17 protein-coding genes are annotated in these 21,106 nt (G+C 74.5%); 10 read left to right on the top strand and 7 right to left on the bottom strand.

Annotated elements, in window-relative coordinates; translation table 11 throughout:
- Positions 1 to 2: 2 nt before the first annotated feature.
- A complete protein-coding gene (locus tag ABRQ22_RS03840; RefSeq protein WP_353709497.1) occupies positions 3 to 692 on the bottom strand; it encodes a hemolysin III family protein in 690 nt (229 codons plus the stop codon).
- Between the two features lie 382 nt (positions 693 to 1,074).
- On the opposite strand from ABRQ22_RS03840, the gene ABRQ22_RS03845 reads away from it, so the two are divergent.
- From ABRQ22_RS03845 to ABRQ22_RS03855, 3 genes are all read left to right on the top strand, one after another.
- Positions 1,075 to 1,836, top strand: a complete 762-nt coding sequence (locus tag ABRQ22_RS03845) for an isoprenyl transferase (RefSeq protein ID WP_253053055.1) — start codon at positions 1,075 to 1,077, stop codon at positions 1,834 to 1,836.
- A 60-nt stretch (positions 1,837 to 1,896) separates the two neighbouring features.
- Complete coding sequence (locus ABRQ22_RS03850; protein WP_353708643.1) at positions 1,897 to 2,442, top strand: MarR family winged helix-turn-helix transcriptional regulator; 546 nt, start codon at positions 1,897 to 1,899, stop codon at positions 2,440 to 2,442.
- A 78-nt stretch (positions 2,443 to 2,520) separates the two neighbouring features.
- Positions 2,521 to 3,720, top strand: a complete 1,200-nt coding sequence (locus ABRQ22_RS03855) for a glycerate kinase (protein ID WP_353708644.1) — start codon at positions 2,521 to 2,523, stop codon at positions 3,718 to 3,720.
- A gap of 47 nt (positions 3,721 to 3,767) precedes the next feature.
- On the opposite strand, the gene ABRQ22_RS03860 is transcribed toward ABRQ22_RS03855, so the two are convergent.
- A complete protein-coding gene (locus tag ABRQ22_RS03860) occupies positions 3,768 to 4,979 on the bottom strand; it encodes an AAA family ATPase (protein ID WP_353708645.1) in 1,212 nt (403 codons plus the stop codon).
- A gap of 211 nt (positions 4,980 to 5,190) precedes the next feature.
- Here ABRQ22_RS03860 and ABRQ22_RS03865 point away from each other — a divergent pair, with 211 nt between their 5' ends.
- Positions 5,191 to 5,847 carry a manganese efflux pump MntP family protein gene (locus tag ABRQ22_RS03865; protein ID WP_353708646.1) on the top strand — a complete coding sequence of 219 codons (657 nt, stop codon included), beginning with the start codon at positions 5,191 to 5,193 and terminating at the stop codon, positions 5,845 to 5,847.
- Positions 5,848 to 5,871: 24 nt separating this feature from the next.
- Here the strand turns inward: ABRQ22_RS03865 and ABRQ22_RS03870 are convergent, their stop codons facing one another.
- The 4 genes from ABRQ22_RS03870 to ABRQ22_RS03885 are packed head-to-tail and all read right to left on the bottom strand — an operon-like array spanning position 5,872 to position 11,304.
- A complete protein-coding gene (locus ABRQ22_RS03870; RefSeq protein WP_087469635.1) occupies positions 5,872 to 6,279 on the bottom strand; it encodes a RidA family protein in 408 nt (135 codons plus the stop codon).
- 56 nt (positions 6,280 to 6,335) lie between these two features.
- Positions 6,336 to 7,709, bottom strand: a complete 1,374-nt coding sequence (locus ABRQ22_RS03875; protein WP_353708647.1) for an alanine racemase — start codon at positions 7,707 to 7,709, stop codon at positions 6,336 to 6,338.
- Positions 7,710 to 7,762: 53 nt separating this feature from the next.
- Positions 7,763 to 9,475 (bottom strand): amidohydrolase family protein, encoded by a 1,713-nt coding sequence (locus tag ABRQ22_RS03880; protein WP_353708648.1) that lies wholly within the window; start codon positions 9,473 to 9,475, stop codon positions 7,763 to 7,765.
- Positions 9,472 to 11,304 carry a beta-N-acetylhexosaminidase gene (locus ABRQ22_RS03885; protein WP_353708649.1) on the bottom strand — a complete coding sequence of 611 codons (1,833 nt, stop codon included), beginning with the start codon at positions 11,302 to 11,304 and terminating at the stop codon, positions 9,472 to 9,474. Before ABRQ22_RS03885 ends, ABRQ22_RS03880 begins: the two co-directional genes overlap by 4 nt.
- Positions 11,305 to 11,572: 268 nt before the next feature.
- On the opposite strand from ABRQ22_RS03885, the gene ABRQ22_RS03890 reads away from it, so the two are divergent.
- From ABRQ22_RS03890 to ABRQ22_RS03910, 5 genes are all read left to right on the top strand, one after another.
- Complete coding sequence (locus ABRQ22_RS03890; protein ID WP_253053070.1) at positions 11,573 to 12,604, top strand: LacI family DNA-binding transcriptional regulator; 1,032 nt, start codon at positions 11,573 to 11,575, stop codon at positions 12,602 to 12,604.
- Positions 12,605 to 13,095: 491 nt separating this feature from the next.
- A complete protein-coding gene (locus ABRQ22_RS03895; protein ID WP_253053693.1) occupies positions 13,096 to 14,790 on the top strand; it encodes a glycoside hydrolase family 13 protein in 1,695 nt (564 codons plus the stop codon).
- Positions 14,791 to 14,913: 123 nt separating this feature from the next.
- Positions 14,914 to 16,314 (top strand): extracellular solute-binding protein, encoded by a 1,401-nt coding sequence (locus ABRQ22_RS03900; protein ID WP_253053072.1) that lies wholly within the window; start codon positions 14,914 to 14,916, stop codon positions 16,312 to 16,314.
- 240 nt (positions 16,315 to 16,554) lie between these two features.
- Positions 16,555 to 17,439 carry a sugar ABC transporter permease gene (locus ABRQ22_RS03905; protein WP_253053695.1) on the top strand — a complete coding sequence of 295 codons (885 nt, stop codon included), beginning with the start codon at positions 16,555 to 16,557 and terminating at the stop codon, positions 17,437 to 17,439.
- Complete coding sequence (locus ABRQ22_RS03910) at positions 17,436 to 18,509, top strand: carbohydrate ABC transporter permease (protein WP_353708650.1); 1,074 nt, start codon at positions 17,436 to 17,438, stop codon at positions 18,507 to 18,509. The genes ABRQ22_RS03905 and ABRQ22_RS03910 overlap by 4 nt, the downstream gene beginning before the upstream one ends.
- Here ABRQ22_RS03910 and ABRQ22_RS03915 read toward each other — a convergent pair.
- Positions 18,499 to 19,656: a DUF2804 domain-containing protein gene (locus tag ABRQ22_RS03915; protein ID WP_353708651.1), complete on the bottom strand. Its 1,158-nt coding sequence runs from the start codon at positions 19,654 to 19,656 to the stop codon at positions 18,499 to 18,501. The two genes, ABRQ22_RS03910 and ABRQ22_RS03915, sit on opposite strands and share 11 nt — an antisense overlap.
- Positions 19,657 to 19,860: 204 nt before the next feature.
- Here ABRQ22_RS03915 and ABRQ22_RS03920 point away from each other — a divergent pair, with 204 nt between their 5' ends.
- A complete protein-coding gene (locus tag ABRQ22_RS03920; RefSeq protein ID WP_353708652.1) occupies positions 19,861 to 21,090 on the top strand; it encodes a ferrochelatase in 1,230 nt (409 codons plus the stop codon).
- Positions 21,091 to 21,106 lie beyond the last annotated feature (16 nt).

The following is a 21,106-nucleotide window of genomic DNA, read 5'->3' on the forward strand; positions in this document are numbered from 1 at the left end:
GCTCAGCGGGCCGCGACCGCCGCCAGCATGATCGCGATGTAGTGGCACGTGAAGCCGACGACGGTGAGCACGTGGAAGATCTCGTGGAAGCCGAACCAGCGGGGGCTGGGGTTCGGCTTCTTGATGCCGTAGACGACGGCGCCGAGCGTGTAGGCGAGGCCGCCCGCGGCGACGAGCCAGACGATCGCCGGCCCGTTCGTCGTGGTCCAGAACTGCGGCATGTAGCCGACGGCGACCCAGCCGAGGGCGACGTAGATCGGCACGTAGACCCAGCGCGGGGCGTCGAGCCACAGGATCCGGGCGAGGAGGCCGAGGACGGCGCCGCCCCAGACGATCGCGAGCAGGATCGTCGCGGTCCGCTGGGGGAGCAGGAGCACCGCGAGGGGTGTGTAGGTGCCCGCGATGATGAGGAAGATGTTCGAGTGGTCGGCGCGGCGGAGCACCCCGGCGACGCGTGGCGACCACGTACCGCGGTGGTAGACGGCGCTCGTGCCGAAGAGGAGGCACGCGCTGAGCCCGAAGATCGCGCACGACACCTTGCCCGCGACGGGCGGGGCGACGACGACGAGGACGATGCTCGCGACGAGCACGACGGGGAACGTCCCCGCGTGGATCCAGCCCCGCAGGCGCGGCTTGACCGCCTCGGCGACCTTCTCGACCGCGTCGCCCACGCTCTCGCGGACGTCCTTCACGGGGTCGGCACCCGGCAGGCGCGCGCGTCCGGTGTCGGTGGCGGGCGCGCTCGGGGTGGGGTCGCTGTCGTGCGGTCGGTCCACGGCGTCTCCTCGGGGTCGGGCCGGGTCGGGCGGTGGTCTGCCGGTGGTCGGGTGGGTCGGGCGGACGCGCACGCGGCGTCGTCCGTCGAACCTACGCCATCGTAAGTTACGCGAGCGTAGGTTCGCGAGCCCTCGTCGCGCCGCGGGTGTGAAGATCCTGGGCAGGGCCGTGCGCGGTCGCGGGCGCCCTGCCGTCCGGACGCTCCGGAGCGGTAGCGTGTGCGGGTTCGGCCCGCGCGTCCCGACCAGGGACCAGCCCGCCGGGCGACACCCGTCCTTCCACCGTCGAGGAACCGTCGTGCGCCTGCCCCGCCCCGTCTACGGACTCTACGAGCGTCGCCTCGCCGCGACCCTCTCGCACGAGAGCGTGCCCCGCCACGTGGGCGTCATCCTCGACGGCAACCGGCGCTGGGCGCGCTCGTTCGGCGAGTCGACGGCGACCGGGCACCGTCGCGGTGCCGACAAGATCGCGGAGTTCCTCGGCTGGAGCGAGGACCAGGGCGTCGAGGTCGTCACGCTGTGGATGCTCTCGACCGACAACCTCTCGCGCTCCCAGGAGGAGCTCTCCGCGCTGCTCGACATCATCGAGGACGCGGTGCGCGACCTCGCCGACTCGGGCCGCTGGCGCTTGCGGGTCATGGGCCGCCTCGACCTGCTCCCCGAGCGCCTCGCCGGCGCGCTGCGCGAGGCGCAGCAGCGCACGGCCTCGGTCGACGGGCTCCAGGTGAACGTGGCGATCGGCTACGGCGGGCGGCACGAGATCGCCGACGCGGTGCGCTCCTATCTCCGCGAGCAGGCGGCCGCGGGCGCGCGGCTCCAGGACCTCGCGGAGAACCTCGACGTCGAGCACATCGAGGAGCACCTGTACACCAAGGGCCAGCCGGACCCGGAGCTCGTCATCCGTACGTCGGGCGAGCAGCGCCTCGGCGGCTTCCTGCTGTGGCAGAGCGCCCACTCCGAGTTCTACTTCTGCGAGGCGTACTGGCCGGACTTCCGGCGCGTCGACTACCTGCGCGCGCTGCGCGCCTACTCCCAGCGCGAGCGTCGCCTCGGCCGCTGAGCCCGCCCCCGACCCGGTAAGGTCGATGCGAACGCATCGATCGAGCCGTCCGGGGGTGTCATGGTCGAGCAGGGCCGGCGCGAGGACGAGCCCGTCACGGCGCCTGGTCACGGGAGCCCGCGGCTCGCCGTGGAGACCTGGGAGTCGCTCTTCCGGGCGCAGGTCACCGTCATGCGCCGGCTGCAGGCCGACCCGGTCTGGGACGGCCTCACCCTGCGCGAGTACGACGTGCTCTTCTCGCTCACCAAGGGCCCGGACGAGGGGATGCGCCTGCGCGACCTCAACGTCTACATCCTGCTCAGCCAGCCGTCGCTGAGCCGCATGGTCGACCGGCTCGCGACGCGCGGCCTCGTCGAGCGGACGTCCGCGCCCGACGACGCGCGCGGCACGCTCGTCCGGCTCACGCGGGCGGGCCGGGACCTCCAGCGGGCGACCGGGCGCGCGCACGCGCGGGCCATCGCGACCTACGTGGGCGGGGCGCTCGACGACGACGATCTCGCGACCCTCGGCGAGCTCCTCGAGCGGTTGCGCGCGGCCCAGCGGACGATCCCCGACGTGGTGCGCGAGGCCGTCCCCGAGCCACCGGCGGACGGGCGGCGTCCGTGAGCGCTGTGGCGGGGAACACGTCCGGTCCGTCCGTTCCCGGGCGGACCGGGAGGTCCCGCGCTGCCTAGGATGCGAAGCGTGTCCTCAACGCCGAGCACCATCCAGACCGCTTCCCCGAAGCGCCCCGACGGCCCGCTGCGCGTCGTCGTCGCGCCCGACTCGTTCAAGGGCAGCCTGAGCGCCGCGGACGTCGCGCACGCCGTCGCCGCCGGGGTGCGCGGCGTCGTCCCCGACGCCGAGGTCGTCGAGCTGCCCATGGCCGACGGCGGCGAGGGCACCCTCGACGCGCTCCTCGCCGTGTGGGGCGTACCGGCGCGCGAGGTCGCGACCGTCGACGCGATCGGGCGTCCGCGCACCGCGCGGTACGGGGTCTCCGCCGACGGGCGGCTGGGCGTCGTGGAGCTCGCGGAGGCGAGCGGCCTGCCGCAGGTGAGCGACGTCGCGCTGCAGCCCCTGCACGCGCACACGCTCGGCACCGGCGCGGCGGCCGCGGCCGTGCTCGACGCGGGCGTGGACGAGGTGATCGTGTGCCTCGGCGGGTCGGCGTCGACCGACGGCGGCGCGGGCATCCTCACCGGCCTCGGCGCGCGGCTCCTGGACGCCGCCGGGGACCAGGTGCCCGACGGCGGCGAGGGGCTCGCGCGGGTCGCGCGCCTCGACCTGTCCGGGCTGCACCCGCGCGCCCGCGACGTGCGCTGGCGCCTCGCGGTCGACGTGACCAACCCGCTGCACGGCGAGCGCGGCGCGGCGCACGTGTTCGGCCCGCAGAAGGGCGCCCAGGAGGCCGACGTCGCGTTCCTGGACGACGCGCTACGCCGCTGGGCAGGGGTGCTGGTCGAGGAGGCCGGGTTCGACGTGTCCGAGCTCGCGGGGGCGGGCGCGGCGGGCGGCGTGCCCGCGGCGATGGTCGGCGTCCTCGGCGCGGAGCTCGAGCCCGGCGCGCGCCTCGTCGCCGAGGCCGTCGGGCTGCCGGACGCGATCCGCCGTGCGGACCTGGTCGTCACGGGCGAGGGGTCGTTCGACTCGCAGTCGGTCAACGGCAAGGTCGCCGACGCGATGGGCGCGCTCGCCGCCGAGGCACCGCACCGTCCGCCGGTCGTCGTCCTCGCGGGGCGCGTGCTGCTACCGGCGCACCAGGCGCGCGACGCCGGCATCGCCGCGGCGTTCAGCATCGCCCCCGGCCCCATCGAGCTCGACGAGCTGCTCGACCGGACGGCCTCCCGGCTGACCGACCTCGCCGCGACGGTCACGAGCCTCCACGTCGCCTCGCGGCGCTGACCGCCGCCCCGGGGCGGGGCTCGAGCCCGAGGTCCGCGCCGCCGGCGTCACCGCCGGGGCCAGGTCCACGGCGGCTGGTCGAGCAGGCCCTCGCGCCCGGCGACCGTCGTCTCGCCGAACGGTGAGCGGACGAGCTCGACCTCGAGGAGCTCGTCGGAGCCCGGCAGGTCGGCCGTGCCCGACGCCGTCGCGTCCCGCAGCGCCTCGACGAGCGGCGTCGCGTGGGTCACCACGACGACCTGCGTCTCCCGGGCCGCGGCGTGCGCGAGCGTGCCGAGCGCGGGCAGCAGGTCCGGGTGCAGGCTCGTCTCGGGCTCGTTGAGCACGAGGAGCTCGGGCGGGCGCGGCGAGAGCAGCGCGGCGACGAGGAACAGGTACCGCAGCGTGCCGTCGCTCAGCTCGGCGCCCGTGAGGGGCCGCAGCAGCCCGTGCTGGTGGAGGGCGATCTCGAACCGTCCGTCGTCGGCGTGCACCGCGAGCCGGCTCCCGGGGAACGCGCGGGACACGGCGGCGTCGAGCTCGTCGCCGCGGCCGAGGTCGCGGACGGTCTCGAGCGCGGCGGCGAGGTCCGCGCCGTCGTGCGCGAGGACCGGCGTGCGGGTGCCGACCTGCGGCGCGCGCGCCGGGGCGCCGGCGTCGGTGCGGAGCTGGTCGTAGAACCGCCACGAGCGCAGCGTTTCCCGCACCGCGACGACCTCCGGCGCGCCCACCGGGTCGACGAGCTCGGTGAGCACGCTGTCGAACGACCGGAGCCGGGCGGGGGTGGAGACCCAGCGTCCGGCGTCGTCCCGCACGCGGACCGCGGGCCCGCGCCGCTCGACCTGGAGCGTCGCGGGACGCGGGGAGGGACCGGACCAGACCGTCTCGACCTTGATCTCGGGGTCGAGCCCGAACGCCGACCCGGGGTGCTGCGGGAGCCCCAGGTCGACGGCGTAGCCGAGGTCGCCCAGTGCGCCGCCCGCGAACCCCAGCCGCAGCGCGACGGGCGCGGTCCGCCGCGTGCCCTGCACCGGGCCACCGTCACGCAGCGCGCGGCTGCCGCCCTGCTCCGGCCCGGCCCACAGCGTCGAGCGCAGCCCGCCCTCGCGCGCGACCGCCCCCACCGCGCCCCCGAGCGCGCACTCCGCGAGCAGGCGGAGCGCGCGGTACAGGCTCGACTTCCCGGTCCCGTTGGCCCCGGTCACGACCGTCAGCCGGTCGAGCGGCAGCACGAGGCTGCGCAGGGAGCGGTACCCCTCCACGGCGATCGTCGCGAGCATCGTCACCTCCGCCGCGCACGCTACGCGTGGCCTCCCACGCGGGCGTGGCCGGGCGCCGCGGACGCCCGTACCCGAGGTTGCGGGCACCCGCATCCAGGAATGCGGGAATGCGCGTCCGGGAATGCCGGAATCCACGTCCGGAAATGCCGAGACCAGCGTCACCACGACGCACCTGGACGCATTCCTCGGGCGCTTTCTAGGCTGCTTTCTCGTGGGAATTCTCGAGCTCGCGGTCGTCGCGGTCGCGCTCGCGGCGGACGCGTTCGCCGTGGCGCTCGCGCAGGGCACCCGGATGCGCCGCCCGACGTGGTGCGAGACCGCGCGCGTCGCGGTCCTCTTCGGCCTCTTCCAGGCGCTCATGCCGCTCGCCGGCTGGGCGCTGTCCACGTGGTTCGCCGACGCGGTCTCCGGCGTCGCGCCGTGGATCGCCCTCGGGATGCTCGCGTTCGTGGGCGCGCACATGGTCAAGGAGGGCCTCCAGGACGAGGCCGAGCACGCCGTCGAGCACGTGGAGGGGCCTGCGGACGAGCGGGCCGCCGGCGGGGAAGCCGGGACGCCCGGCGAGCCGGCCGCCGTCGCGACGCTCGCGCTACCCGTCACCCGCCCCCGCGTGGCCTACCGGGTGCTGCTCCCGCTGGCGATCGCGACGTCGATCGACGCCGCGGCGTCCGGCGTCACGTTCGCGGTGCTCGGCGTGCCGATCCTGCCCGCGGTCGTCCTGGTGGGCGCCGTGACGCTCGTGCTGTCCGCCCTCGGGGTGCGGATCGGCGCCCGTGCGGGCGAGCGCCTGGGCCGCTGGGCGACGGTCGCGGGCGGCGCCGTGCTCGTCCTGCTGGGCGTGCGCATCCTGCTCGCACACCTCCTCTGACCCGCCCACAGCGCGGGGCGGGGATCAGTCCGTGATCGCGAAGGCGTCGATCTCGACGAGCATCTCCTCGCGCGGCAGGCCCGTGAAGACCGTGGTGCGGCTGGGGAGCACGCCCTTCGTGGTGTGCTGCGCGACGAACGCGCCGTAGGCGTCGTTCATGATCGGGAAGTCCTCGCGCTTCGTGAGGTAGACGCGCAGCATGACGACGTCGTCGAACGTCGCGCCGGAGGCCTCGACGATCGCGCGCACGTTCTCGAGCGTGCGCGTGGTCTGCGCGGCGACGTCACCGGGGTACAGGTACTCGTTCGTCGCGGGGTCGACGGGGCCCTGGCCGGAGACCTGGACGAACGGGCCCTTGCGCACGCCCTGGTGGAACGTGTGGGCGGGCGCCGGGGCGTCGGGGGTCGAGATCGCGGTCTTCTCGCTGGTCATGGTGTCCTCTCGGTCGTTCGGGGGTCGCGGGGGGTGAGCGTGGTCTCGGGCGATGGTCAGAGGTCGACGGTCGCGAGGTCGACGACCTCGTCGCCGCGCACGACCGCCGCCACGCGCCAGCGGTCGAACGTCGTGCACGGGTGGGAGATGCCGAACCCGACGACGTCGCCCGGGCGGACCTGGGCGGTCGCGGGGCCGGTCACGTGGCTGGCCCCGGCCTCGCCGGCGTCGAGCGCGAGGTAGAGGTGCTGGTCGTTGAGCGCGGTGACGCGCGTCCCGGCGAGCTCGCGCGCGGGCAGCCAGCCGTCGTCGGACTGCGTGCGCAGCCACAGCGCGACGGGCAGGTCGATGTCGAACGACACGTCGCGGCGCCCGATGCCGCAGATCGCGAGACCCGGCTCCGGGACGGACAGCACCTGGCCCCAGACCGTCGCGGCGCTCCGGAGCGGCTCTGCGCCGGGGATGCGGCTCCACGGGTCGGTGCGCGAGTAGAAGCCGTGGTCGTGCGTGACGTACGCACCCGAGCGGACGACGACGCGGACCTCGACCTCGCGGCCGTCGGCGCCGACGACCGGCCCGGGCAGCTCGGCGAGCACGACGTCGAGGAACGAGCTGCCGCCCGCCGACAGGACGAGCGGCTCGTCGACGCCCGCGAGGCCCTCGCGCACGAACGTCGCGCCGAGGTCGCGCAGCCCGTCGCACCACGCGGCGACGGCGGCGAGCTCGTCGTCGGTCGTGCCGCCCGCGACCGAGCCCTCGTACCCGGTGACGCCCAGCAGCCTCAGACCCGACGCCCGCACCGCGCGCGCGAGGTCGAGCGCGGCCGCGGTGCTGCGCACGCCCGTGCGCCCGCCCGGGACGCCGAGCTCGACGAGCACGCCGACGCGCGCCCGGACGGCGGCCGGAGCGTCGGCGAGCCCGCGCGCGAGGAGGTCGACGCCGTGCGGCGAGTCCACGCACAGCCACACCTCGTCGGGGGAGCCGTCGACCACACCGGTCAGGTCGTCGCGCAGCCAGGCGATCTCGCGCGGGTCGAGCAGCTCGTTCGCGAGCAGCACGCGCGGCACGCCCCAGTCCCGCACGGTGCGCAGCTGCGACGGCGTCGCGACCGTCGCCCCCCACGCGCCCGCCGTGGCCTGGCGCGCGTAGAGCGCGCGCGACATCGTCGTCTTCACGTGCGGCGCGTGCTCGACGCCGCGCTCCGCGCACACGCGCGCGACGACGCCGACGTTGTGATCGAGCGTCGCGTCGTCGAGCGTGAGCAGCGGCCAGGAGAACGCGCCGTCCGTGACGCGCGGCGAGCCCGCGAGCACGTCCGCGACGGTCGCCCGGGCGTCGAGCCGCAACCCCTTGGTCCGGGGCCCGACGACGTCGCCCGCCCAGGGTCGGTCGGGTGCGGGACGCGCGGCGTCGTCCGTCGTGCCGGTCATGTGATCCTCCTCGGGGAGTGGGGCTCTCGTGCTGGACGGGGCGGGCAGGCGGGTCACGCCGACCGCACGCCGGTGCCCGGACGCAGCGGCCGGCCCGGCAGGGCGGTAGTGAGCCTGCCGTCGCGCAGGACGGGCACGCCCGCCACGAGCACGTCGTCCACGCCGGACGCCGGGCGGCGCGGGTCCTCGTACGTCGCTTCGTCGCGGACCTGGTCGGGGTCGACGAGCGCGAGGTCTGCGACCGCGCCGGGCACCACCGTGCCGCGCCCGGCGAGGGCGAACCGTGCGGCGGGCCGCGTGGACAGGTGCGTGACGGCGTCGTGCCAGGTCCAGTCCCCGAGCGTACGCACGTGCTCGGCGAGGAAGCGCGCGAACGCGCCCCACCCGCGCGGGTGGGGTCGGCCGCCGCCTGCGACGGGCGCGTAGATCGCGTCGGACCCGCCGACGTGCGCGCGGTGGCGTAGCAGGGCACGCACGGAGTCGGGTGAGTTGGTCGGGGGTTGGGCGAACACGCACGAGGCGCGCAGGCGGGTCGCGACGAGCAGGTGCACCGCGGTCTGGGCGGGGGTCAGGCCCAGGTGGGCGGCGACGTCGGGCAGGGTCATGCCCTCGGTCCAGGTCAGGTCCTCGGCGGGTCGGGCGTCGGGGGCTCCGGCGGCGGTGCCGGTGGGGACCGCGGCCATGGTGATGCGGGGCCACAGGTCGGTCAGGGTGGGGAAGTGCTCGCGGTGCAGGCGGTCCAGGACGGCGGGGTCGGTCAGGGCGGTCACGGTCGCGTCGACGTCGGCGACGGGCAGCCAGGTGGGTAGGGACACCATGGACAGGATGGAGCAGCCGCGCAGGTAGGGGTAGGAGTCGAAGGTGACGTCCAGGCCCTGGGCGTGGGCGTCCTCGACGTACCCGAGCAGCTCGGCGGCGGGGCCGTGGTAGTGCGAGACGTGGGTCGCGACGCCCGTCGCGCGCGCGAGGCGCACGAGCTCGGCGAACGCGGGCCCGGCTTTGTCTTCGTAGCCGCGCATGTGCGACACGTGGGGGAGGCCGCGGGCGGCGAGGATGCTGGTGAGGGCGACGAGCTCGGTCTCGTCGGCGTACGTGGCCGGGACGTACTCCAGGCCGGTCGACATCCCGAGGGCGCCGTCGTCGAGCGCGGTGGTGAGCAGGGCGCGCATGCGGTCGGTCTCGGCGGGCGTCGCGGGGCGGGCCGCGGGGCCCAGGACCGCGTAGCGGATCGTGCCGTGCGGGGCGAGGTAGCCGACGTTGACCCGGGTCGTGCGGTCGTAGGTCGCGAGGAGGTCGGCGACGGACCCGCCGCGGAAGGTGGGGTGGGTGCCGTTGATCGCGGCGAAGTACCCGCTCGCCCAGGCCGCGGCGTCGTGCAGGCCCGACGCCGTCTCGGCGCCCGGGCCGCGTGCCTGGCCCGGGCCGCGTGCCTCGCCCGGGCCGCGGGCCTGGCCCGGGGCGGGCGAGGGCGCGTAGGACACCCCGTCCTGCCCGACCACGACGCTCGTCACGCCCTGACGCAGCATCGCGAGCTGCACGTCCTCGTCCAGGACCGCGGCCTCGCCGTGCACGTGCGCGTCCACGAACCCCGGCAGCACCAGCCGCCCGCCCGCATCGACGATCGCCACGTCCTCGGGCAACGCCCGCGCCCCGGCCGCAGGGCCGACGCTCTCGACCCGGCCCCCACGGACCGTCACGTCCACGGGGGAGGAGGCCCCGCCGTCGGGTCCGACGAGCCGGGCGCCACGGACCACGAGCGCGCTCACGCGGGGCCTCCCTCGTCCTCGTCGCGGCCCTCGACCCAGCCGCCCACACCGCGCAGGCCGCCCGCGGCGAGCTCGGCCGCGCGGTCGCGCGGCCAGCCTGCGACGCCCGGGCGAGTCTGCCACGGGTGCGGCCCGTCGAGCGGGCGGTACTCCACGCCGGCCGCGTCGAGGCGTGGCAGGTGATGCGTCACCAGTCGCTCGCGGAACGCGCGCGACGCGGGCGAGCCGGGGGACCGGTCGGCCTCGGGTGACCACATGACCTCCGCGAACGCCGCGAGGCGCGGGAACGCGGCGTAGTCGACCCGGCGGGCGGAGTCGAGGTGCTCGGACCAGAGCTCGGCCTGGCCGCCGAGCAGGACGCCCGGCCGGTCGCCGCTCCCGTGGGGCTCCGAGTCCGCTCGCGAGCCGGCGAGCTCCGACGGCAGCGGCTCGAACGCGTACACGTCGTCGAGGGTCGTGAGGAAGCCGACGGGCACCGGCTCGTCGGGGGTGTCGCCGCCGCGGTGGTCGAGGTAGACGACCTGCTCCGGGGCCATGACGACGTCGTGGCCCGCGGCGAGCGCGTCCGCCCCGACCGCCCAGCCGCGCCACGACGTCACGACCACGTCGCGCGGGAGCGCGGGGCCGAACGCCTCGTCCCACACGACCGCGCGGCGCCCGCGCGACGCGACGTGCTCCGCGAGCCGTGCGAGGAACCAGCCGTGCAGCCCGCCGACGTCGTCGAGGCCGAGCGCCTCGGCGCGCGCCACGATCGTGGGGTTCTCGCGCCACAGCGTCGTCGGCACCTCGTCGCCGCCGATCGCGACGAACGGGGCGTCGAACACCTCGAGCACCTCGTCGAGCACGTGCCGGAAGAACGTCAGCGACTCCTCGGACGGGTCGAGCACCTCTGTGCTCACCCCCCACGTGGTGCGGACCTCGTGCGGCTGCTTGCGCGTGCCGAGCTCCGGGTACGCCGCCACGGCGGCCTCGACGTGACCCGGGGCGTCGATCTCCGGCACGACGGTCACGCCGCGCTCGCGCGCGTACGCGACGATCTCGCGCAGGTCGTCCTGCGTGTAGAAGCCGCCGTGCGGGCGGCCGTCGAAGACGCCGGCGCGCCACGTGCCGACGCCCGACTCGCTGCGCCACGCCCCGACCTCGGTGAGCCGGGGGTAGCGCGCGATCTCCATGCGCCAGCCCTGGTCGTCGGTGAGGTGGAGCTGCAGCACGTTGAGCCGGTGCGCGGCGGCGAGGTCGACGAACCGCAGGACGTCGGCCTTGGGCAGGAAGTGGCGCGCGACGTCGAGCAGCACGCCGCGCCAGGCGAACCGGGGGTGGTCGGTGATCGTGACGTGCGGGAGGGCGAGCGTCGGCGTGGCGGCGGCGTCGGCCGGGGCGCGGCGGAACGCGCCCGGGCCGGCGAGCTGGCGGAGCGTCTGCGCGGCGGCGTGGGCGCCGTCGAGGTCGCCGGCGTCGACGCGGACCCCGGCGGCGTCGACCGTGAGGCGGTAGCCCGACGGCGGCAGGTCGCCGTCGAGCCCGAACCTCACCACGGGAGGGGCGTCGGAGGGCGCTGGTGCCGTGCGGTCGACCGGGAGCGGGGTCGGGGGCCCGACGGGGAGAGGGGTCGAGGGACCGGCCGGCACGAGATCGAGGCCGAAGGCGTCCTCGGTCGTCCGGCGCCACCAGCGGGCGGCGGCGCGCAGCGCCGGGTCCGCGACGACCCGCGTCCCGTCGAGGATCGCCGTCGTCCCTGCGCCGGGCGTCAGCGCCACCGGAGCAGGGAGGATCCCGAAGGGGTCCGTGATGGGCTCGGGGCGTGGCGCGGGCACCTTTTGAAAGGACACCGAACGAGCCTAGCCGCAACCCCCGCCGACTCCCCACCCCCCCCACTCCCCCACCCGCGCCGCCCCCACCCCCGTCCGGCCCCGACCACGCCCCGACCCCGCGCCGAGCACGACATGGCGGTCGGTATGAGCGCCAGAACGACCGTCATGTCGTGTTCGGCAGAGGCGGGGGGCGGCGCGGAGCCGCGCGAACCGTCTTGACGCAAGCGTGCGTTCGGGTGGGCCGGAATCACGCAAGCGGCTTGCAATGGCGCGTATAGTCGACGGCATGTCGAGACGTCTGGCGGAGGTCGCCACCAAGGTCGGTGTCAGCGAGGCCACGGTGAGCCGCGTGCTCAACGGGAAGCCCGGCGTGTCGCAGGCGACGCGCGACGCGGTGCTCACCGCGCTCGACGTGCTCGGCTACGAGCGGCCGACCAAGCTGCGCGGCGAGCGCGGGCGCCTCGTGGGGCTCGTGCTCCCCGAGCTCGTCAACCCGATCTTCCCGGCGTTCGCCGAGGTCATCGGCGGCGCGCTCGCGCAGCAGGGCTTCACGCCGGTGCTGTGCACGCGGACCGCGGGCGGCGTGACGGAGGCCGAGTACATCGACCTGCTCCTGGGGCAGCACGTGTCGGGCGTGATCTTCGCGGGCGGCTTCTACGCCGAGCGCCTGGCCGACCACGCGCACTTCCGCCGCCTCGAGAAGCTCGGCCTGCCGGTGGTGCTCATGAACGCCTCGATCGAGGACCTCGACTTCCCCCGCGTCTCGTGCGACGACCTCGTCGCGATGAACCAGGCGCTCGGCCACGTGCTCTCGCTCGGCCACGAGAAGGTCGGCCTGCTGCTCGGGCCGGCGGACCACGTGCCGTCCGAGCGCAAGCTCGCCGCGGCGCAGGCGTTCGCCGAGCGGCAGGGCCACGTGCTCGACCCGGCGCTCGTCGTGCACAGCCAGTACTCGCTCGAGAGCGGGCAGGCCGCGGCGAACCGGCTGCTCGAGGCCGGCGCGACGGCGATCGTCTGCGCGAGCGACCCGCTCGCCCTGGGCGCCGTCCGCGCGGTGCGGCGTGCCGGTCTCGACGTGCCGAGCGACGTCTCCGTCGTCGGCTACGACGACTCGAACCTCATGAACTCCACCGACCCGGCGCTGACGACGGTCCGCCAGCCCATCGAGCCGATGGGCCGGGCCGCCGTCGACCTGCTCGCGAGCATGATCGCCGGCGCCGACGTCTCGCGCGACGAGCTCCTGTTCGAGCCCGAGCTCGTCGTGCGCGGCTCGACCGCCGCCGCGCACGCCGCCGGCCGCGAGGCCACCTCCTCCTAGCCTGCACCCCACCCCTCCAGGGCCTCGGCCCGGCCGCTCGCGCGCCGGCCCGGGGCCCTCGTCGTCGTGCCCTCGCGTCGACGTCGAACCCGGGATCTCTCCTGACCCGTGCTCGTGCGTGGGGAGAGAGCCCGGGTTCGGCGCCGGCGGGACGCGTCGTCGGCGCGGGCGGGCTCCCGCGAGGAGGGCTTCGCAAGCGGGCGTAGGTCTCTCGACGTCGAGAGATAGCGTTTCGATAACGGTGCTGTCGGATTCTTGCGCGCATCCTGTCGTCTAGTTACAGTCGTCCACGACGGCGCGGTCGGGCACCCGGTGCACGACGGCCGTCCCGGGGACCCACCCGGTCGGAACGGACGCAGTGCGCAGCAGCAGGCGAGGCACGGACCCACGGACGTGCAGCCCACGAACTCACGGAAGAGGACGCGGTGAGCAACGATCACCCCCGAGTCGCCGACGGCGAACCCACCCCCGACGCGACCCTCGCGCAGGCGGTGCGGGAGCCGGGGGCGGCGTCGCCCGACTGGTGGCGCAGCGCCGTGATCTACCAGGTGTACGTGCGCAGCTTCGCGGACGGGAACGGCGACGGCACGGGCGACCTCGCGGGCGTTCGCCAGCACCTCACCTACCTGCGCGACCTCGGCGTCGACGCGATCTGGTTCACCCCCTGGTACGTGTCGCCGCTCGCCGACGGCGGCTACGACGTCGCGGACTACCGCGCGATCGACCCCCAGTTCGGATCGCTCGCCGAGGCGGAGCAGCTCATCGCGGAGGCGCGCGAGCTCGGCATCCGCACGATCATCGACGTCGTCCCCAACCACGTCTCGTCCGAGCACGAGTGGTTCAAGGCCGCCCTCGCCGCCGGCCCCGGGTCGCCCGAGCGCGAGCGCTTCTGGTTCCACCCGGGCAAGGGCGAGGACGGGTCCCAGATCCCGACGCGCTGGGTCTCGGAGTTCCAGGGCAGCACGTGGACGCGCACGACGAACCCCGACGGCACGCCCGGCGAGTGGTACCTGCACGTGTTCGCTCCCGAGCAGCCGGACCTCAACTGGAACCACCCCGACGTGCGCCGCGAGCACGAGGACATCCTGCGGTTCTGGTTCGACCGCGGCGCCGCGGGCATCCGCATCGACTCGGCGGCCCAGCTCGTCAAGGACCCGGCGCTGCCCGAGGTCCCGGCCCACCCCGGCCCGGGCGAGCACCCGCACGTCGACCGCGACGAGCTCCACGACATCTACCGCGGCTGGCGCGCCGTCGCGGACTCCTACGAGGAGCCCCGCGTGCTCGTGGGCGAGGTGTGGCTCGCGGACCGTGCCCGGTTCGCCCAGTACCTGCGCCCGGACGAGATGCACACGGCGTTCAACTTCGACTTCATGGCGCGCCCGTGGGACGCGAAGGCGCTGCGCGAGTCCGTGCAGACGACGCTCGACGCGCACGCCCCGGTCGCGGCGCCCGCGACGTGGGTGCTCTCGAACCACGACGTCACGCGCCCGGTGACGCGGTACGGCCGCGAGGACAGCTCGTTCGCGTTCGCGACCAAGCGCTTCGGCACGCCGACGGACCTGGAGACCGGGCGCCGTCGGGCCCGCGCCGCCGCGCTGCTCTCCGCCGCGCTGCCCGGCTCGCTCTACCTCTACCAGGGCGACGAGCTGGGGCTTCCCGAGGTCGAGGACCTGCCGCTCGACGCGATCCAGGACCCCATGCACTTCCGCTCCGACGGCGTCGACCCCGGCCGCGACGGCTGCCGCGTCCCGCTCCCGTGGACGCGTGGCGGCACGAGCAACGGGTTCGGGCCCGACGGCGGCGCGCGGCCCTGGCTGCCCCAGCCCGCGGGCTGGGGGGAGCTCTCGGTCGAGGCGCAGGCCGACGACGAGACGTCGATGCTCGCGCTCTACCGCCGCGTCCTCGCGACGCGGCGCGCCGAGCCCGCGCTGCACGGCGAGGCGTTCCGCTGGCTCGACTCCCTGGGAGGGGTCGCGCTCGGCGACGACGTGCTCGCGTTCGTCCGCGAGGACACCCGCGGCGACGACGACCGCGCGGTCACGTGCGTCGTCAACCTCGGGGCCGAGGACGTGCCGCTGCCCGCGGACGCCGAGGTCCTCCTCCACAGCGGCACCTCGCACGGGGCGGACGTGTCGGAGCCACCGACGCGCCTCGCCCCCGACACCGCGGTCTGGCTGCGCGCATGACACCGCGCACGGGCCGGCACGCGGCCTGACCGCCACCAGTCCCCGGGCCGCGAGCCGGTCGGCCCGGACACCCAGCACCCACCCAGCACACCCAACCAGCACCACCGGAACACAGGAGTGACGATGAAGTCCACACGTCAGGCGATCGCCTTCACCCTCGCGGGGGCGCTCGCGATCAGCACGCTCGCCGCGTGCTCGAGCGGCGGCTCGGGCAGCGACGACGAGAGCAGCGGCTCGGACGGCGACGGGAAGGTCACCCTCAAGGTGGTCTCCCTCCTCCCGGGCTCCGAGCAGGAGGCGATCGACGCCTTCAACGCGCAGGTCGAGGAGTTCGAGGCCGCGAACCCGGACATCGACATCGTGCCGGAGGAGTACGAGTGGAAGGCGACGACGTTCGCCCCCCAGCTCGCCGGCGGCACGCTGCCCGACGTCTTCGAGATCCCGTTCACCGACGCGAAGACGCTCGTCGAGAACGGCCAGCTCGCCGACCTCGACGAGCAGTTCCGCACCCTGCCCTACGCCGACAAGTTCAACCCGGCGATCATCGAGGCCGGGACGGGCGCCGACGGCCACGTCTACGCGATCCCCGCGAAGAACGTCTACGGCGTCGGCCTGCACTACAACCGCGCGCTCTTCGAGTCGGCCGGGCTCGACCCCGACCAGCCGCCGACCACGTGGGACGAGGTCCGCGAGGACGCGAAGAAGATCGCGGACGCCAACCCCGGCGTCGCGGGCTACATGCAGATGTCGCAGAACAACACGGGCGGCTGGCAGCTCACGGTCAACACGTTCGCGCGCGGCGGCCGCACGCAGGAGGTCGCGGAGGACGGGACCGCCACCTCCACGCTCACCAACGACGGCACCAAGGAAGCGCTCGAGTGGCTCAAGGCCATGCGCTGGGAGGACAACTCCCTCGGGAGCAACTTCCTCCTCGACTGGGGCACCATGAACCAGGCGTTCGCCGCCGGCCAGGTCGCGATGTACACGTCGGGCTCCGACGTCTTCACGTCGCTCGTCCAGACGAACGCGGTCGACCCCGCCACCTACGGCCTCGCGGCGCTCCCGCTCGAGGGCGACGACGCGGGCGTCCTCACGGGCGGCACGCTCGCCGCGATGCCGGCCAACGTGGACGAGTCCAAGAAGGAGGCCGCCATCAAGTGGATCGACTTCTTCTACCTCGCCAAGCTCGTCGACGAGAAGCGCGCGGTCGCCGACGCCGAGACGCTCGTCGCGAACGACCAGCCCGTGGGCACCCCGGTCCTGCCGATGTTCTCCCAGGAGCAGTACGAGCAGAACCAGGAGTGGATCAAGGACTACATCAACGTCCCGCTCGACCAGATGACGAGCTACACGGACACGATGTTCGACCTGCCGCTCGTCGGTGAGCCGTCGCAGAAGACGCAGGAGATCTACGCGCTGCTCGACCCGGTCGTCCAGGCCGTCCTGACGGACGAGAACGCCGACGTGGACGCGCTGCTGGAGCAGGCGAACACCGAGGCGCAGGCCCTGCTCGACCAGGGCTGACGCCCCGCGGTCGCGCGGTCCGTACGGGCTGCGCGACCCGCAGACCCGGGTCGGCCGGCAGCGCCCCCTGCCGGCCGACCCGAACCCCGCCGGTGCCCGACGGCGCGACGCACCTCGCGTCGTCGGGCACCTCCCCACCGCACCGAAGGACGTTCGCCCGTGACCGCCACCACCGCCCCGCCGCGACGGGGACCCGCCTCCCACGCGCGGGCCGACCGCGACGGCCGACGCCGCAGCCCCGTGACGTGGTTCCGTGGCGGCGGCCTGAGCAACCTCGTCTTCCTGCTGCCGCTCATCCTGATCTTCGGCGTCTTCTCGTGGTTCCCCATCGTGCGCGCGGTGATCATGAGCTTCCAGGAGACGAACCTCGTGAGCGACCCGACGTTCGTCGGGCTCGACAACTTCCGGCAGGTGCTGAACGACCCGCTCCTGTGGAAGGCCGTGAAGAACACGCTGTACTTCGCGTTCCTCGCGCTCCTGTTCGGGTACCCGATCCCGCTGATCGCGGCCGTCCTCATGCGCGAGGTCCGCCGGGCGCGCGGGCTGTACTCCGCGCTCGCCTACCTGCCGGTCGTCGTGCCGCCGGTCGTCGCCGTGCTGCTGTGGAAGTTCTTCTACAACGGCAGCCCGACGGGCGTGTTCAACACGATCCTCGGCTGGGTCGGCCTCGGCCCGTACCCGTGGCTCCAGGACGCCTCGACGGCCATGCCGTCGCTCGTGCTCGCCGCCACGTGGGCCGGCGCGGGAGGGACGATCATCATCTACCTCGCCGCCCTGACGAGCGTGCCGCCCGAGCTCTACGACGCCTCCGAGGTGGACGGCGCGGGGCTGTGGCGCAAGATCTGGCACGTCACGCTCCCGGCCCTGCGCGGCGTCCTGTTCATCACGCTGATCCTCCAGGTCATCGGGACCGCGCAGGTGTTCCTCGAGCCCTACCTGTTCACGGGCGGCGGGCCGAACAACGCGACCCTGACGATCCTGCTGCTCATCTACCGCTACGCCTTCCAGAACAGCCTCGGCGGCGACTACGGGGCGGCGACCGCGCTGTCGATCATGCTCGCGGCCGTCCTCGCGGTCTTCTCGATCCTCTACTTCCGGCTCACCCGGTCCTGGAGCACGTCATGACTCTCTCGCCCACCGACAACCCGAGCGAGATCGGCGTCGTCTCGCAGGACTCCGCGGCGACGGCCGACAGCACGCCGGCGGTCCCGACGGACGGCACGGGCACGGCCCGACGCGCCGCCGAGGCGAGCCGCTCCCGGCGCGAGTCCGAGCGCCGCAGGGTGCGCGCCCGCCGTCGCAAGGCGCTCGACGGCGTCGAGGACCGTGGCGCGCTCTCCGAGGCGGACTGGCGCCGCCCGTCGATCCGGTGGGGGATGGGCAGCACGCACGTGCTGCTGCTCGTGATCCTCGTGGTCGCCGGGCTCGGCCCGATGCTGCTGCTCGCCAAGTACGCCGTCACGCCGACCCAGGACATCCTGCGCACCCCGATGGCGATCTTCCCGAACGGCATCGCGTGGGACAACCTCGACAAGGCGTGGAACGACGTCCAGGTCAGCCGGTACTTCCTCAACACGATCTGGCTCGCGGTCGGGTCGTGGGCGTCGCAGATCCTCGTCGCGACGACGGGCGGCTACGCGCTGTCCGTCCTGCGGCCGAAGTACGGGAAGGTCGTCCAGGCACTCGTCCTGTCGACCATGTTCGTCCCCGCGATCGTGCTGCTCGTCCCGCTGTACCTGACGATCCTCGACCCGCCACTGCTGGGCCGGTCGCTCATCAACAGCTTCTGGGCCGTGTGGCTCCCGGCGGGTGCGAGCGCGTTCAACGTGCTGCTGGTCCAGCGGTTCTTCGACAGCCTCCCGCGCGAGGTGTTCGAGGCCGCCCGCATGGACGGCGCCGGGCCGTACCGGCTGTTCTGGTCGATCGTGCTGCCGATGTCCAAGCCGATCATCGGCGTGGTCTCGGTCTTCGCGGTCATCGCGGCGTGGAAGGACTTCCTCTGGCCGCTGCTGGTCCTCAAGGACCCGGCGATCCAGCCGCTGTCCGTGCGCCTGCCGTCCATCGAGGCGTCGACCGACCTCGGCGTGTTCCTCGCGGCCCTCGCGATCTCGACGCTCATCCCGGTGGGCCTGTTCCTCGTCTTCCAGCGCATGTTCCTCCAGGGCGCCGGCCTGGGCGGAGCGGTCAAGGGCTGACCTTCGGCCCGCTGCCGAACACGACTTCGGTGTCGTCGTCCGAGGGATAACGACACCGAAGTCGTTCTCGACCGAGAGCAGGGTCGTCGGGGGAGCGGGGCCCGACGGCGGGTTGCCACCAGCGGTTGTGGACCTCCTCGGCCCAGCCGACGAGGCCGTCGAACCGCACCGGCTCCGGTGCGGCGTCGCCGTCGGTCCCCGCGGCGGGTGGCGTGAACGTGCCGGACCAGTGGCCGAAGCACTGGTCGGTCGACGACGACACGACGCCGAGGTGCGTCCGCGTGACCTTCGTGTGGAAGGGCTCGAACGTCGCGTCGAGCCCGCCGCCGGTGACCCGCCACGGCCGGTGCGGGTCGGCGAGGTCGTAGTCCCACGCGAGCTCGTCGGGGAGGTGGTGGATCCGCCCGTCGAGGGAGATCGCGTTCTCGGTCGAGCCCGTGCCGACCGTCCACCGTCCGCCCACCTGGATCCCGACGACCCGCCCGTGGCTCTCGCCCGAGCCCGCGCCCCAGTTCCACCGGACGTCGTAGGGCCAGCGCCCGCGGCCGTGGTCGAGGACGGCCCACGACGACCCGGCGGGAACGTCGACCGTCCGTCCGTCGACCCACAGCGTGCCGTGCGCCGGGCGGGCGACGTCCTTGACCGTGTACTGGAAGCGCGAGTCGCTCCACGGCACGACGACGGCGAGCCGCTCGTGCCCGGGCGGCAGCTCGGCGACGACGTCGAACGAGACGTCGCGGGTCCGCGCCCGCAGGCGCGTCCCGCCGTCGACCTCGTCGAGGTCGATCGCGAGGTTCTTCGCCCGTGCGCGGGCGGGACCGTCGCCGAGCGAGCCGGGCAGCTCGACGCCGCGCGCGGGCACGACGGTCGCGTCCGCGCCCCACGTGCGACCCGACTCCCGGTCGAGCACCCACACCTCGTGCACGGCCGCGTAGTCGAGGGACGACACCGTCAGCGCGAGGACGTGGGTCGGGGTGACGACGCCCCAGTACTCCCAGCGCTTGTTCCGGCCCGCATGGCGGCGGCCGTCCCGCGCGACGCCGGACGTGTTGACGAGCGGCTGGCGCGCCCAGCCGATCGAGCGGCGGTCGAGCAGGCCGTCGGGCAGGGTGAGCGGCACGCGCTCGGTGATCTCCGGGAGCGGCACCGCTCCACCTCCACGTGGTCCGGCTCGGGCGGTCCTGCGCGGCGGGCGACGGTGCCCGGTGCCCGGCCCGAGGAGCGAGCGAGGCCGAGTCTAGGGGGCCGGGCGAGGTGACCGGACGAGGTGACACTCTGTCCCGTCAATGTCACGTCCCTCCGGTCCGCTTCCGGGCGGGCGGGGGTCGGAGCAGGTGCCATGATCGGGAGCATGCCCCCGTTCTCCCCCCAGGACGTCGCTGCCGACACGGGCCGGGCCGCCGCGCCCGCTGCGTCCGCCAGCGCCCCCACGAGCGACGTCGACCCCGGTCCCACCCCCGACCTGCGCCCCTACGACGCCCTGCTGCTCTACTCGTTCGGCGGGCCCAACAAGCCCGAGGACGTCGTGCCGTTCCTGCGCAACGTCACCGCGGGCAAGGGCATCCCGGACTCGCGCCTCGAGGAGGTCGGCGAGCACTACTACGGCTTCGGCGGCAAGAGCCCGATCAACGAGCAGAACCTCGCGCTCAAGGCGGCGCTCGAGGCCGAGCTCGCGCGCCGCGGCGTCGACCTGCCGGTCGTGTGGGGCAACCGCAACTGGGAGCCGTACACCACCGACGCGATCGACGAGCTCGAGGCGCTGGGCGCGAAGAACGCGGTCGCGCTCGTGACGTCGGCGTACTCGTCGTACTCCGGGTGCCGTCAGTACCGCGAGGACCTCGCGGTCGTGCTCGACGGGCGCGGCCAGCTCGGCCCCGACGGCTCGACGGGCGTGCAGTTCGACAAGGTGCGCTCCTACTTCAACCACCCCGGCTTCGCGCAGGCGAACGTCGACGCCGTCCTCGACGGCTACGCGGCGCTCGCGGCCAAGGGCGGCGACGGCGCCGCCGCGCGCCTCGTGTTCGTCACGCACTCCATCCCGGACACGATGGAGGCCGCGTCGCGCGTCTCGCACGCGACGTACTCGGAGCAGCACCTCGACCTCGCGCGCGTGATCGCCGCCGAGGTGTCGGCGCGCCTCGGACACGACGTCGCGTGGGACCTCGCGTACTGCTCGCGCTCGGGGCCGCCGAGCCAGCCGTGGCTCGAGCCCGACGTCAACGACCACCTGGAGGCCCTCGCGCAGGACGGCGTCCGCGACGTCGTGCTCTCGCCGATCGGCTTCGTGTCGGACCACATGGAGGTCGCGTACGACCTCGACACCGAGGCGATGGAGACGGCGACCGGGCTCGGGATGACCGCGGTCCGTGCCGGGACCGTCGGCACGCGCGAGCCGTTCGTGCGCGGGCTGGTCGACCTGCTCGTCGAGCGCGCGGCCCTCGCGCGCGGCGAGGACGTCGAGGAGGCCACCGTCGGCGACCTCCCGGCGTTCCGGTCGGTGTGCGCGCCGGGCTGCTGCCTGCGTCGCGACGGCGAGCCGAGCGGCGTCCCCGCGCTGTGCAGCACCGACATCCACAGCTGAGCCACCGCGGCGAAGA

Source organism: Cellulosimicrobium sp. ES-005, assembly GCF_040448685.1.
GTDB lineage: Bacteria > Actinomycetota > Actinomycetes > Actinomycetales > Cellulomonadaceae > Cellulosimicrobium > Cellulosimicrobium cellulans_G.